Here is a 14,987-nt window from a genome sequence, read left to right on the forward strand (position 1 = left end):
ACTTTCTTTAGTAAATCATCTAGAATCCTGCTTACGCTTTGTAAATAATAACTGACGATTAAGTATTTTAAATAATTACACATGCCGACCATCAATCAATTGGTAAGAAAAGGAAGAGTTAAAAAAGTTAAAAAATCTAAATCTCCATCTTTATCAAGCAATCCTTTCTTAAGAGGAATATGCGTACTTGTGAAAACCGCAACACCAAAAAAGCCAAACTCTGCTCAAAGAAAGATAGCAAGAGTAAAGCTATCTAACGGAGAATATGTAAATGCGTACATACCAGGAGAAGGTCATAATCTACAAGAACACTCCAACGTTCTTGTAAGAGGCGGTAGAGTACCAGATCTACCTGGTGTAAGATATCACATAGTAAGAGGATCGCTTGACACACAAGGTGTAAAAGAAAGAAAATCTTCTAGATCAAAATACGGTGTAAAAAGAAAGACAGCTTCGAAAAGCTAGGTGTTTTTTTTTACACGTATAAATGAAACTTTTATGTTTATAAACTTATAAAATAATTGATATAAAGAACAAAAATATGTCAAGACGTCACGCTGCAACCATAAGAAAAACATCTCCTGATCCAAAATTTAACAGCATTATGTTGGCAAAATTTATCAACAATGTAACAAAGAATGGAGCAAAATCTTTGGCATCGTCTATAGTGTACAATGCCTTAAGTTTACTGGAGAGAAAATATGACAAAGATCCGATAGAGGTGTTTAATAAAGCAATGGAAAATGCTACTCCTTTACTAGAAGTCAAATCTCTACGAGTTGGAGGGTCTAACTATCAAGTTCCTCATGCTGTGGAAAGCAGGCGTAGTACTATTCTGGCAACTAGATGGCTCATTAAGGCCTCCCAAAAAAGACCTGAAAAGAGTATGGTGGAAAAATTAGCCGAAGAGTTATTTGAGGCATCTTGCAATAAAGGTGGAGCAGTAAAAATGAAAGATGATTCACACAAAGTAGCAGAAGCTAATAGAGCTTTTGCCCATTTTGCAGTAAAAAGAAAAAAAGTATAAACAAAGATAATCACTAATGGCTCAAGAAAAACAAGCAGAAGCGAAAAATATACGTAATATAGGAATAGCCGCACACATTGACGCAGGTAAAACCACCACAACTGAAAGAATCCTGTTTTATACGGGAATGTCACACAAAATAGGAGAAGTGCATGAAGGAAGTGCAACGATGGACTGGATGAAACAGGAAAAAGAAAGAGGGATTACAATCACAGCTGCTGCAACTACATGCTCTTGGCAAGATCAACGTATCAATATCATAGATACACCAGGACATGTAGATTTTACAATTGAGGTAGAAAGGTCTTTCAAAGTATTGGATGGTTCTGTAACAGTCTTCGATGGTGTAGCAGGAGTTGAGCCGCAGTCAGAAACAGTATGGCGTCAAGCTAACAAATATAAGGTAGCACGTATATGCTTTATAAATAAGCTTGACAGAAAAGGTGCGAATCCTGCACGATGCGTGCAAATGATACGAGATAGATTAAAAGCAAACCCTTTGCAGACACAGATTCCTATAGGAACAGAAGAGAACTTCGTTGGCTTAATTGATTTAGTGTCAATGAAAGCGTTCATTTGGCACGAAGAATCATTGGGAGCGAAGTTTGAGGAAGTTGATATTCCAACCGAACTATTAAAGGAGGCTCAAGAAAAACATGTAGAAATGTTAGAAGTAGCCCTTTCTCTAGATGATGATTTGCTGGAAAAGTACCTGTCGGACGAAAAGATATCAGAACAAGATATAAAAAAATGCATAAGAAAAGGAACAATACAAGGAAATTTTGTCCCTGTATTATTTGGAAGTGCATTTAAAAATAAAGGTGTGCAACTGCTGTTAGACGCAATAGTAGACTATCTTCCATCTCCTGATGATCTTAAGACCGTTAGTGCAACATTAGTAAAAGATGGTTCTGCAATACAAAAAGCATTGGATCCAAAAGGTAGTTTCTCTGCACTTGCCTTCAAAATAATGACAGATCCATTTGTAGGATCATTGACGTTTATAAGAATATATAGTGGTAAAGTCTCGTCAGGGGACATGGTGATTAACACAACAAAAGATAAAAAGGAAAGGATAGGAAGGATGGTGCTTATGCACGCCAATCAAAGAGAAACAATTCTACAAGCTCAAGCAGGAGATATAGTAGCTGTGGCAGGATTAAAAAATACTACAACAGGTGATACATTATCTTCTATAGAAGAACAGGTAATGCTAGAAAAGATGGAATTCCCAGAGGCAGTAATAGAGCTAGCAGTGGAACCAAAATCTACTGCAGATCAAGAGAAAATGGGTATAGCGTTAACCAAATTAGCAATGGAAGATCCTTCTTTTAAAGTAGCAACGAATAAAGAGAGCGGGCAAGTTGTTATCAAAGGAATGGGAGAGTTACATCTGGAAATCATTATAGATAGAATGCTACACGAATTTAAGGTGGACGCAAAGGTTGGAGCTCCTCAAGTCGCATATAGAGAAACTATTACTAAACCAAGTGAAATAGATCACACCCATAAAAAACAATCTGGTGGTGCAGGACAATTTGCAAGAGTTAAGATGGTTTTCGAACCATCTGAACCAGGTTCTGGGTTCTCATTTACAAGTAAGGTTGTAGGAGGAAACATACCGAAAGAGTACATACCTGCAGTACAAAAAGGGATAGAAAATGCAATGCAAACAGGAATTTTAGCAGGGTACCCAACTATAGATTTTAAAGTCACTTTGCTAGATGGCGCATATCATGATGTTGATTCAAGTAGCATGGCATTTGAAATAGCAGCAAAAACCGCCTTTAAGCAAGCTGTAAGAGATGCTTCTCCATGCATTTTAGAACCTGTCATGATGGTAGAAATTGTAACTCCGGAAGAATATATGGGAGATATAATGGGAGACATACAAAGCAGACGTGGTCACGTAACATTCATGGAGAAAAATTATGATGCACAAGTTATACGTGCTCACGTTCCACTTGCTCAAATGTTCGGATATATCAATACGTTACGCTCCGTAGCACAAGGACGAGCGAGCTATACCATGACATTTGATCATTATCAGAAAGTTCCTCAGAGCATAGCAGACGAAATAATATCTAAAGGATAGCGCTTCTTATATACCTTTTTTATATACCTACCCAACACTTGTGAGACGTATAAGTACGCCCAAAAAAAGCGCTCTCGTGATATCACAAATAGAACAATAGTATTTTTGAATATATCCAGATCTTAATCGCAAGAAAGCATTGTAAATTTACTTAGCCCTTTCTGAATTAGAATTTGATCTTTTTCCCATGCATTATTGCCTAATTGTGATGGCCAAATAGCTACAGGACGCAATCGCGTTTTAACCAGCCTAAAGCCCCAAGAAATACCAACAACAGGCTTAATAGTTTTATTTTCATAGTCAACAATTACGGCCCATGCATGACCGTTCCAGAAAGTAATAGGCTTACGAAACAAACTATAATGCCATAAAGGGCAATCCATGAAATCATTTTGACTTTTGTTATAAAATGGATATATGTCCGCTGTAGAGTCAATAAAAGCCCTTAAAGACGATTGGTCAGAATCAGTGTACACAACATGTACCCATGCATTATGAAACTTGCTTACTTTAATAGCAATAGAAGGAAAATGTGGATTTAGACAATCAACAGAGGTGTTTTCTACAAAATCTATAATGCAATTTGTCAGATGAAGCTGCTTTCTTTTAGGGTCTGATTGCCAATCGGCGCTATAATTTGTATTCATTCCAGGCGATTCCCAATTATAGGCACGCCAGCCAAGTACGATGAAAAGTAATAGTAACGGTATAAACTTCTGAAATATTCTGTACATAAACTTAACATTTACTTATCTTTCTTATCCTCTTCTGAATCAAGAATTTTAAATATTCTAGTAGCTGCCGCAATACCCGACTGTAAAGAATGATTCAAATGCATTATACCCCTTATAGGCCTAGCCACAGACATCAAAGATAAAAGAAAAGTTACAACACGACCAGGATTTATGACACCAATATCCGTTAGCATCATTATTCCCATATAGAAAATAATACCGGCAACACAAACACTGCTGACAAATTCAACACTCAAAAATGCTAAGGCATTATATGCTGATTGAGCTTTATATTTTTTTAAAATTTCTCCTATACGGAAGTTGGATTTTGTCTCTAAATCTAATCTTTTATTCATATCCATCAAGTGAAAATCTGTGTACACATTCTCTATGTACTTATTATAAGAGTACAAATTTTGTTGCACTTTAAGCTGAATATCACGCATCTTTCTACCAATAACATTGAGTAGTACCCCTGTTACAATAAATATAACACTTATGCAAAGCGATAAACAAAACTCCATTCTGAAAATCTCATACACAAAAAACATAAATAAAACACATTGTCTTATACAACTAGCAAAAAAATGCACAACTAAGCCTTTAAGTAGAAGTAAGTCATTCGTAAAGCGTGATAAAACTTCACTCACAGATAAATTATTTAGCCGTTCTGGAGTTGCAAAGATAAGATTTTTAAATAATTGAGACTGCACAATGCAAATAGCGTTGTACCCAAGATATCCAACTAAAAAAGTACGAATGTATTCCAAAATTCCCACTACAATACCTAAAACACATACCACACAACAAGGCCGCAACACTTTATATAAAGTAAGATCAGCTAAAAAGAGGCTATTTACAGCAGGAGATAGATATCGTATGAATAACGCACTCAACTTTCCAGAAATAACTGTGCAAATCATCAAGACTATAAAACTCCATCTACGAACCAATATATAATCTCGTAATACACGCCATATGACACCTAAACTACCGCTATTAGTCATGTAAATACACTAAAGGGATTTTTTGCCAATAAATTGTGCTTTATTAAGTAGCTTAAAGGAAAAAATTGTAGTAAATTGTGCAAATCCGATCTAAAAAAGTTCACTTACAAAGCATCAACGTCAGCATAAATGAATTCTGTCAACAAGTCCATATGGTCTTTCTTTTGGCATCACATCAAACCATACAAATGGTTCTATCTGGTGATGCTATTAGCACCCATTACTTATAGTTTTGCACCATTTGCATACAATTATTCTGTAAAAATGCTAGTGGATATTTTAGCAAGACATGGAAGAAATTGGGGAACAGAAATTATGTCACCTATACTGTTACTTTTAGGTTCATTTATAGCATCACAAGTGCTGTGGAGAATAAGTGAGGTAGCAGAATGGATGTCAGAACCCCTGGTAAGGCGTTCTATACTGTTATACACCTATGATCGTATACAAAATCATCCCTTGTCATTCTTTCAAAATACTTATTCCGGTATAATAAATAGCAAAGCAAAAAGCTTATTAGAAGGATATGACAAATTTTGGGGAGAAATGCACTCTGGCGTCTTTCAAGAGGTATTGCAGATAACAGTAGGCCTAGTTGCCCTATATATTACGCATGCACGGCTTGGTTTATATATCACTATGTGGATAACATTATATTGTGGTCTTATTTTCACACTCTCTCGCAAACTGTATTACCTAAACATATCAGAAGCACTAGGAAAACACGCAGTAATGGGAGAAATAGCTGATAAAGTGTTAAATATACTATCAATATATAATTTTGCTACTAAACGACACGAAAGTAGACTACTAGACAACGATATTAAAGATTTGCTAATTCCAAGACAAGTCAAAGTATACAAATATGCGTGCTTTATACAGATAGTCAACGGTGTAGCACACCTATGTATGTTCGCGTTTATATTGTTTTATTCTTTAAAACTATATCACAAAGAATTGATCACTTTAGGAGATGTAGCTCTAATTTTTAGCACCTCTGGTATGCTATCGTTAGATATTTGGCATGCTATGGAGGCAATGCAAGATCTCATAAAAGCTATGGGGGAAATGAAAAGTGCAATGGATATACTACAAACACCTGAAAAAATTAGCAATGGATGTAATGTACAACAATTAGATGCAAAAGAAAAACAGATACAATTTAAGAATATCTGCTTTAGCTATGACAATGATGTAATTCTATCCAATATAAATATTGTAATAAATCCAGGAGAAAAATTAGGAATAGTAGGATACTCAGGAACAGGTAAATCTACACTAATAGGGCTATTATTAAGGAATTTCACACCCACTTCAGGGCAAATTTTTGTAGGAGATCAAAACATACAAAACATAACAGAAGAATCCTTAAAAGCAAATATAGCAGTTGTTCCACAGGACATTATGCTCTTTAAACGCAGTGTCATAGACAATATACGATACGGAAATCTTTCAGCATCTGACGAAGAAGTAATAGCAGTAAGTAAGAAAGCACAATTGTCAGATTTTATAGACCATCTGCCAGATAAGTACAATTCACCGATTGGAGAAAGAGGAAGTAAAATATCCACAGGTCAAAGACAAAGAATTTCGATAGCAAGAGCAATGCTGAAAAATGCCCCTATTCTTATATTAGATGAGGCAACTTCTGCTCTTGATGGTAAAACAGAAAAAATAGTTCAAGAAAACATAGACACGATGGTGTCTGATAGTAAGAAAACTGTCATAATAATAGCGCATAGACTGTCTACTTTAAAAAATATGGATAGAATATTGGTACTAGGTAATAAAGGAATACAAGAAGAAGGTACACATGAAGAACTTATGGCGCAAAAAGACGGCATGTATAAAAAATTATGGGAAGTGCACAGCCAGTATAACAAAACTGCATAAGGCTTTCGTTTAAGTTCAATATATCCAGCTATTACATGTTACAGATGCAAAAAATACATACCTAACCAAGGCAAAGTCAACACGAACATTGTATCCCTCGTATTTTTTGTGATAGTGCTGCAAAAAAATCTCCCCTACCCTCCTTATTCTTTTTAGCTGCCTTACATGAATAAGGTTACAAGAGGAAACGCGGCTTCTAGCCTTTACCTCAATGAACACTAAAGTACGAAATCGCACAGCTATTATGTCAATCTCTCCTCTTTTATGTAAACGCCATCTATGAGCAACAATCTTATACCCAAATAAAATATACCGCAATATCACGACATATTCCGCAATTAAACCAAGCCTAACACGAGATAAACCCAACATAGAACTACTCTAGGTTAAGGAAGATGCTTTACCTAACAAATATGCGAACCTGAGCTTGCTTCATTAAAGAATCAACAACCTGCTCTCCTTCACGTGCCTTAAGTTTATTTCTCAAAGCAAGGCCCACCTGCCCTAAAGAAGGAATATCTGCAACCTGCCTTTTATCAATAATTTTCACCAAGAAAAACTCAGAGCCAATATGTGTAACACCAGAACATTCACCTACGTTCAAACTAAATATCACATTTTCTAGTTCAGAGTTTAAATCACCAGGTCTAAAATATCTTGCATCGTCAGCAAATTTACTACCTTCTGGTAAAGCCTTTACCATATCATTAAATTTACCACCAGCCTTAATTTTTTGTAAAAACGCTGAAGCATCTAATTTTGTAGGGAACCTTAATACTATAATTTTCGCCTCTCCCTTTTCTTTCAAATTTTTCACGAAGCTATTATACTCATTTTCCACAACAGCATCTGTGACGCATTCATTGACTTTTTTGTCTAAAAAAAACTCCATCAAAAACATTTTAGAGTACGTATCAAATGCTTTCTTATACTCCGGAGATTTCTCTATTTTGCTTTCTTTTGCAGCATCTTCTAAAACAAGAGATTTAACATATTCACGAATAATATGCTGTCGCCATTCTTTAGGTAAATCAAAAAATGGCTTCATTTGAGTATCAGAAGCCTTTCTAGACCACAAATCATAAAAGTCAAGAAGTTGCCTTTCTGTGATCTGCTTGTTTTTATAAGTTGCAACAATGTCCAACCCAACACTTTGATCTTTGGCATAAGCAGAAAAAAAACCAAACACTATGGCATAAAAAACAAAAACCCTATTCAACAACATCATAGTAAAACCGTATATATGCTAATCAACTTTATTATTTTCAAGTTCCCTAATAAGAAACCAGCAACACAATAACACAAAAATTCATACATATGAAGCTATATCTCTCTCAGATCAATTTGCTAAAATCAATATATACATCTATCCTTACTACGTGTTTTTTCATCACATTGTAAAACGTATATTTGTTAACGGTTATGCTCGGTATTTTCACTAAATTTTTCAATTTCAAATATAAGAATAAAGTAAAAAAATTATACAAGTGCTTGGACGAAATAAACTCTTATGAAAGTAGAGTATCAAATTTCACAGACAAAGAACTAAAACAGCAAACGCAGATTTTAAAAGACAAAATAGCTACTGAAATACACGTATCACAAGCTACGCTATGTTTAGCATTTGCTGTTGTAAGAGAAGCAACCAAACGCACTTTAAACATACGACATTTTGATGTTCAAATACTGGGCGGAGTATCGTTATATAACGGATGTGTTGCAGAAATGGCAACAGGAGAAGGTAAAACTTTAGCAGCCACAACGGCAACATATCTACGAGCTTTAGAAGGAAAAGGAGTGCATATCGTGACAGTAAATGACTATCTAGCAGAAAGAGATGCCAATGATATGAAGCCAATTTTTGAATTCTTAGGTCTCTCAGTAGGATGCATTACAGCAGAAAAAGATGATAAAGAAAGAAAAAGAGCTTATATGTGCGATATAACATATGCTACTAACAATGAATTGGGCTTTGATTACCTACGCGATAACACAAAATTTAGTCAAGAAGATAAAGTGCAAAGAGAATTGCATGCAGCATGCATAGACGAAGCAGATTCTATACTTATAGATGAAGCTCGTACTCCTTTGGTATTATCAGGCTCAGTAGATGAAAATTTAGACCTATGGAATATTATTGATTCCTTAATATCCCAGTTAGATAGTTGCTTATTTTCTAAAGATGAAAAAATGAGCTCGGTAGCACTAACAGAAGAAGGTGTTCTACATTTAGAAAAAAAATTACAACATCTATCTATACTGCCAACTAAAGCAAACTTGTACGATCCAGAACATTCACACCTGGTTTACCAAATAAACCAGAGTCTAAGAGCTCATACACTCTTTCAAAAAGATGTTGATTATATAGTCAGAGACAACAAAGTATTATGTCTAAACAAAAATACAGGACGAATATCAGAAGGTAAACGCTATGCCAGTGGATTACATCAGGCACTAGAAGCTAAAGAAAAAGTAAAGATCCTACCAGAAAATGAAGAGTTAGCGTCTATAACATTTCAAAATTATTTCAGATTATACAATCACATATCTGGTATGACTGGTACAGCTGCGACAGAAGCAGAAGAATTTAAAACAGTATACAAGTTAGACGTAATCACCATACCAACTAACAAGCCTTTAAAAAGAATAGATCATTCCGATTCAATATATGCAACAGAACAAGCAAAATACAAAGCAGTATGTGCATTAATTAAAGAAAGATATGAAATAGGACAGCCAATGCTAATAGGTACAGAAGACATACAACAGTCAGAACTTCTTTCTAAAATATTACAGAAAGAAAAAATTAAACATAATGTTCTAAATGCAAAAAATCATGCCATGGAAGCCAAAATTATAGCACAAGCAGGGTGCTTCAAAAGTGTCACAATTTCAACCAATATGGCTGGCAGAGGAACAGATATAAAACTAGGAGGTAATGTCAATGAAGAAATTAGGCAATTTGTATCACATAATTCCGATATAGATGAAGAAAAACTGAAATTAAAAATTCAAGAAATAGAAGCGCATCATAAATATCAAAAGGAGAAAGTACAACAAGCAGGAGGGCTATTGGTGATAGGAACAGTAAGACATGAAAGTAGAAGAATAGATAATCAGTTGAGGGGACGTTCCGGTAGACAAGGAGATGTAGGACAGTCAAAGTTTTTCCTATCTCTAGATGATAAATTAATAAGAATTTTTGCATCAGAAAAAAGCATTAATTTTCTAAAAAAGCAACTATCCAAAGAAGCTGATCAAGTTATAGATCATAATATGGCAAGCTATGCAATAAAGACTGCTCAAAAAAGAATGGAAAATCAGCACTATGAAATGAGACAGCATCTTCTCAAGTTTGATGATGTAATCAATAAACAAAGAACCATAATTTATGAACAAAGAAATAAAATTATGGAGAACAATGTTTTAGCAATTGATACATTAGCTGGTATAGTACAAGATGCTCTTTTTGGCTTGTTATCTACGAAAATTACTTCAACTTTCCTATCAGAAGAAGATAAAAACATTGCACAAATAACCCTAGAAACAATTTGCGGTATAAAAGACAGTGATGCTTTATTGAAAGGATGTCAAAATGCCAAAGATATAGCAGAAAAAGCAGCAAATAAAGTGTGTGAAATACACAAAACAAGGGAGGAATTATATGACGCTGCTACTCTAAAGGCTATGGTAACATATTTAAGATTGTCGACATTAGATAACGTATGGAAAGAACACCTTGCAAATTTATCTGTCGTAAAAGAAGCTATCCAAAATAGGGCCTACGCTCAAAAAGATCCTCTATCAGAATATAAAGCAGAAGCGTTTGAATCGTTTACTAAAATGATAGACAAATTCAATATCTTGTTTATTCAAAAGTTATCTTTCCTAGAAAAAATGACACAGGCACAAGATACCAAACAGAAAGAAGAGCAACTAACGAACAACAGTACAAGACGCAATCAAAAATGCCACTGCAATTCAGGAAAGAAATACAAACACTGTCATGGAAAAGACATACTGACAGCATAACTGCCCAATTTACTTTTTAAAAGAAGATTTAAATGATGTACCGTTATTATTCTTCTTTCTTCCACTATATTTCTTCTTTGCTTTGTTTAAATTGTCGTTTTGTATAGATGATAAAAAACGCAATTTTCTTTCAAAATCCCTTTTTTTTGCTTGGTGAGATTTTACAGCATCCGAAAGTTGCATATACAAAGAAGTCTTTAACTTCCTTAACCTAACAAGTTCTTTATCTATATCAGCCAAATTTTCAAAATATTTAATCTCTTCTTCTTTTACTTCCTTTGGAACACTTGAAAGATACTTAGTATATTCATTGATCACGCGCTCATATTCCAACGATTTCAATGCCAGAGAATTATTTTGCTCAATAGCTGAAGTATTAGTGGCGGGATCAGAAGCTGCGGTATTAGAAGCCAAAGATAAAGCCTTATCATCAGACGCTGCATACACATTTGTCACTACACACAAACCAAATATCAGCACTAAACACGAATTGAAAAACTTAAGCATAATATCGACGTCTACTTTACATTTTAATTAAGGTATCCTCTAAAGCTTTACAAAAATTAAAACAAAAATCAACCTCGACACACACATTATTACACATAGAAACAGAAACAAAAAAGTTTAATTACATGCAAAATCACTTGACACTAGACAGAAAAAACCGTAAGGATACTAGTCTGCCAAGTGATCTGCGTGTCAAACATAGACGTGCGGATAGGATTTGTATACGGTTAGTGAGGAATCGAAGAAACTTAAATTTTGAGTAGTAGAATCTAAGCAACCATAAAAAGGCAGATGTATGACTACTAAAAAAGATTTTTATCGTAATTGATTTATATGAGTAATGAAATTAAGTTTTCTGGCCTAAGAGCATGTTTTTGGCCCATAACAGCACATGAAAGCAAGAAAATTATCCCTCTTGCGTCCTTGATGTTTTTTGTTTTGTTTAATTACACTATCTTAAGGGATATAAAAGATAGCTTAATTTTAACAGCACCGGGATGTGGTTCGGAATCGTTTAGTTTCTTGAAACTATGGGGCACCCTACCATTTGCTATTATCATAATGGGCCTTTACAGCAAGGCTTCTCTTGTACTATCTAGACCTAATTTATTCAGGGCGACGGTGATAATGTTTGTAACATTTTTTACCGTTTTTGGATTTGTCATTTTTCCAAATGCAGATATACTACATGCGTCTCCAGAATGGATTACAACTACCGCACATCAATACCCAAATTTCAGATACGTTATAGCTCTTGTAGGTAATTGGAGCTATTCTCTATTCTTTATATTTGCGGAACTGTGGGGAAATATAGCCTTGTCAGTTTTATTTTGGCAGTTTGCAAACGAAATAACAAAAATTTCAGAAGCCAGAAGAGTATATCCTTTGCTAGGCCTGATAGCTAATGTAGGAGGATTTTTAGCAGGTCAAGGTTTAGTTGTACTTGCAAAATCTACGAAACATCTACCTGAAGCAGACAGATGGGCGTACAGCATGAAATGGGTCATTCTTGCACTTGTAATATGTGCCTGCACAGTATTGTACATACACCACTGGATAGTGACTAGAATCATGACAGATGCCACCTTATATGATCCTGACACTCAAGGAGCGAAAAAAAAGAAAGTAAAGTTATCCTTTATGCAGGGTATGAAAGCAGTTTTCAGTTCTCAATACATAGGATTTTTGGTTATTTTACCTTTGGCGTATGGTATTACCATCAATTTCGTTGAAGCTACCTTTAAAAACCAAGTCAAAATTATGTTTAAGACGCCTACAGACATAATGGAATTTTATGGTAATTATTCAAGTATTACATCTACTGTCACAGCGGTATTAATGATCATCGGTGCGAATCTCACAAGATTATTTAGTTGGAGATTCTGTGCATTAGCAACACCAGTTATGACACTAGTTGCAGGATCGTTATTCTTTGCAATTTTATTGCTGCAAGAAAAAACATCTTGCGTGTTATCGTCATTGGCCATATCGCCTATTACCATATCTGTATATTTAGGAGTCGCGCTAATAGCCCTTAGTAAAGGTACAAAATATGCTCTCTTTGACCCTACGAAAGAGATGGCATATATACCTTTAGACGACGATCTGAGAACCCAAGGAAAAGCCGCAGTGGATGGAGTAGGCGGAAGGTTGGGAAAATCTGGTTCAGGAATTATCCAACAGACATTCTTCCTAGTGTCTGCAACAGCTACGCAAATGTCCATTGCTCCATATCTTGCAATGTTATTAGTGGGCTTTTGCCTAATATGGATCATATCCGTATCCAAACTATCTGTGCTGTTTGAAAAAGCACGGGCAGAAAAAAATATGTAACAAATAAATTTGTAATACAGTAAAAGAAGACAGCTACAAAGAAGGGTACATTTTGCAAAAAATAACTATCCTTCTTTGTACATTAGTATTTTAAGTCCTTTCAAAAATCTTTCTAATTTTATCTACAGAAAGCTTTACATAGCTTGGTCTACCGTGATTACATTGACCTGCATTACTTGTGGTCTCAATTTTACGTAGCAGCTCATTCATCTCATCCAAAGACAACGATCTGCCTGCTCTTAGTGAATGGTAACATGCCCATGTTTTACACACATGTTCCAGAATATTTTCCACGCGATTAAGATCATACATATTAACTAAATCATCGGATAAATCTTTAACAATCTGTGCTATATCATGATCTACAAGCAACAGTGGAACAGAAACAACCTGAACAGAGCAGTCATCAGACAAAACTTCTAATACCAAGCCAATACGAGATAACAAATCTAACCTCTCTACAATTGCAGAAAATGCTTCCTCTGAAGACAGCACAACCTTAACGGAATATAACAACTTTTGCGTTTGAGCGTTTCTCTCAAGAAACGAGCTTTTCATAGACTCGTACAAAAGACGCTCATGCGCTGCATGTTGATCCACTAAGACAATACCGTCGGACGTCTGGCTTATAATAAAGGAATTTCCTATTTGAAATCTAGCTGCACCCAAAGGGTAAGAATCACTTTCTACTACTTTCTCATATGTTTTAACATCTGGCTTTAATTCAAAAAGCTCTTTTGAATCAGTAAAATAAGGCAAATGTTTATCTTCTTGCAAAAAAGGGCTCGAAATAGAACAATTGCTTTTTTGAAACGAATCAAGATCAATACTCCGTGTTGCAGATAAATGGCTAACGCTACGCAATACTACTTTAATCGATTCGGTAACAAAATCTTTTAACAAATACGGTCTCTTAAAACGTATTTCTGTTTTGGAAGGATGAACATTAACATCCACATCGTATGGAGAAGTTGTAAGAAACAAAACAGCATAAGGGTAGCGACCTGCTGGTATTACATCTCTATATGCTATTCTCAAAGCTGTAGAAAAAATTTTATCCTTAATTGGTCTGCCATTTACAAAAAATATTTGACTGTCAGTAGATACTTTAGAATATGTAGGAACACTAATTACACCAGTAAGATGGACATCATCTTTACGACTATCTATAAAAAGTGCATTATCTACAAACTCATGACACATAGCACTTGATGCCCTATTCAATAAGTTTTCCTGAATACTTAAATCACAGTAAGGTAAAACCTGAAAAACTTGTTTTCCATCAATATAACAAGCAAAAGATTTATCTAAATGTGCCAAAGAAATATTCTTTATAACAGACAAACAACGCGCCGCTTCTGCTTTGTCTGACTTAAGAAAGTGTAGCCTAGCAGGAGTAGAAAAAAACAACTCTCTTACCTCTATTGTGGTACCGTAATCATGTATCACAGGGCTAATAGTATAATCTGTACCACCTGATAAAAGTATTTGATATGACTCATTGCTACCTTTATATCTACTCATCATGTTAATTTTACTCACAGATGCAATAGATGCCAACGCCTCACCTCTGAACCCAAAAGTTGAAATATTGTTAAGATCATTTTGATCAAGTTTCGATGTAGTATGATTGTGAAAAGACAGTAACATATCATCACGTGTCATACCGATGCCATTATCTTTCACTCTAATAAAATTTTTACCGCCAGATTCTAACCAAATGTCTATCTGAGTTGCACCAGCATCTAAAGCATTTTCTACCAATTCCTTTACAACAGATGCAGGACCCAATACTACCTCACCTGCAGCAATGAGATTTACCGTAACTTCTGATAATTTTTGTATAACGTTACCCAAAC

At 35.0% G+C, this 14,987-nt stretch carries 12 protein-coding genes; 6 read left to right on the plus strand and 6 right to left on the minus strand.

The features are described 5' to 3' along the window. The first annotated feature begins 81 nt into the window (after window positions 1-81). From rpsL to fusA, 3 genes are all read left to right on the plus strand, one after another. Window positions 82-465 carry a 30S ribosomal protein S12 gene (rpsL, locus tag FZC37_RS02675; protein ID WP_148952176.1) on the plus strand — a complete coding sequence of 128 codons (384 nt, stop codon included), beginning with the start codon at window positions 82-84 and terminating at the stop codon, window positions 463-465. 76 nt (window positions 466-541) lie between these two features. Next, window positions 542-1,027: a 30S ribosomal protein S7 gene (rpsG, locus tag FZC37_RS02680; RefSeq protein WP_148952177.1), complete on the plus strand. Its 486-nt coding sequence runs from the start codon at window positions 542-544 to the stop codon at window positions 1,025-1,027. Between the two features lie 16 nt (window positions 1,028-1,043). Further along, on the plus strand, window positions 1,044-3,122 hold the full coding sequence (gene fusA, locus FZC37_RS02685; RefSeq protein ID WP_148952178.1) for an elongation factor G: 2,079 nt from the start codon (window positions 1,044-1,046) through the stop codon (window positions 3,120-3,122). 122 nt (window positions 3,123-3,244) lie between these two features. Here the strand turns inward: fusA and FZC37_RS02690 are convergent, their stop codons facing one another. Beyond that, on the minus strand, window positions 3,245-3,856 hold the full coding sequence (locus FZC37_RS02690) for a hypothetical protein (RefSeq protein ID WP_148952179.1): 612 nt from the start codon (window positions 3,854-3,856) through the stop codon (window positions 3,245-3,247). Between the two features lie 11 nt (window positions 3,857-3,867). After that, window positions 3,868-4,863 carry an ABC transporter transmembrane domain-containing protein gene (locus tag FZC37_RS02695; protein WP_148952180.1) on the minus strand — a complete coding sequence of 332 codons (996 nt, stop codon included), beginning with the start codon at window positions 4,861-4,863 and terminating at the stop codon, window positions 3,868-3,870. A 204-nt stretch (window positions 4,864-5,067) separates the two neighbouring features. Between FZC37_RS02695 and FZC37_RS02700 the strand changes: the two genes are divergently transcribed. Beyond that, window positions 5,068-6,756: an ABC transporter ATP-binding protein gene (locus tag FZC37_RS02700; RefSeq protein WP_246120990.1), complete on the plus strand. Its 1,689-nt coding sequence runs from the start codon at window positions 5,068-5,070 to the stop codon at window positions 6,754-6,756. A gap of 15 nt (window positions 6,757-6,771) precedes the next feature. Here the strand turns inward: FZC37_RS02700 and FZC37_RS03175 are convergent, their stop codons facing one another. Both FZC37_RS03175 and FZC37_RS02710 read right to left on the minus strand, forming a co-directional pair. Beyond that, window positions 6,772-7,128 carry a YraN family protein gene (locus FZC37_RS03175; RefSeq protein ID WP_148952182.1) on the minus strand — a complete coding sequence of 119 codons (357 nt, stop codon included), beginning with the start codon at window positions 7,126-7,128 and terminating at the stop codon, window positions 6,772-6,774. A gap of 28 nt (window positions 7,129-7,156) precedes the next feature. After that, window positions 7,157-7,984 (minus strand): peptidylprolyl isomerase, encoded by an 828-nt coding sequence (locus FZC37_RS02710; protein WP_148952183.1) that lies wholly within the window; start codon window positions 7,982-7,984, stop codon window positions 7,157-7,159. A 194-nt stretch (window positions 7,985-8,178) separates the two neighbouring features. Between FZC37_RS02710 and secA the strand changes: the two genes are divergently transcribed. After that, window positions 8,179-10,788: a preprotein translocase subunit SecA gene (gene secA, locus FZC37_RS02715; protein ID WP_148952184.1), complete on the plus strand. Its 2,610-nt coding sequence runs from the start codon at window positions 8,179-8,181 to the stop codon at window positions 10,786-10,788. Between the two features lie 9 nt (window positions 10,789-10,797). Here secA and FZC37_RS02720 read toward each other — a convergent pair whose 3' ends face one another. After that, window positions 10,798-11,295 (minus strand): hypothetical protein, encoded by a 498-nt coding sequence (locus FZC37_RS02720; RefSeq protein WP_148952185.1) that lies wholly within the window; start codon window positions 11,293-11,295, stop codon window positions 10,798-10,800. A gap of 333 nt (window positions 11,296-11,628) precedes the next feature. Between FZC37_RS02720 and FZC37_RS02725 the strand changes: the two genes are divergently transcribed. After that, on the plus strand, window positions 11,629-13,128 hold the full coding sequence (locus FZC37_RS02725; protein ID WP_148952186.1) for an Npt1/Npt2 family nucleotide transporter: 1,500 nt from the start codon (window positions 11,629-11,631) through the stop codon (window positions 13,126-13,128). Window positions 13,129-13,218: 90 nt separating this feature from the next. Here the strand turns inward: FZC37_RS02725 and mutL are convergent, their stop codons facing one another. Then, complete coding sequence (gene mutL, locus FZC37_RS02730) at window positions 13,219-14,985, minus strand: DNA mismatch repair endonuclease MutL (RefSeq protein WP_148952187.1); 1,767 nt, start codon at window positions 14,983-14,985, stop codon at window positions 13,219-13,221. Window positions 14,986-14,987 lie beyond the last annotated feature (2 nt).

The organism is Candidatus Sneabacter namystus (assembly GCF_008189685.1).
Classification (GTDB): Bacteria; Pseudomonadota; Alphaproteobacteria; order Rickettsiales; family Rickettsiaceae; genus Sneabacter; species Sneabacter namystus.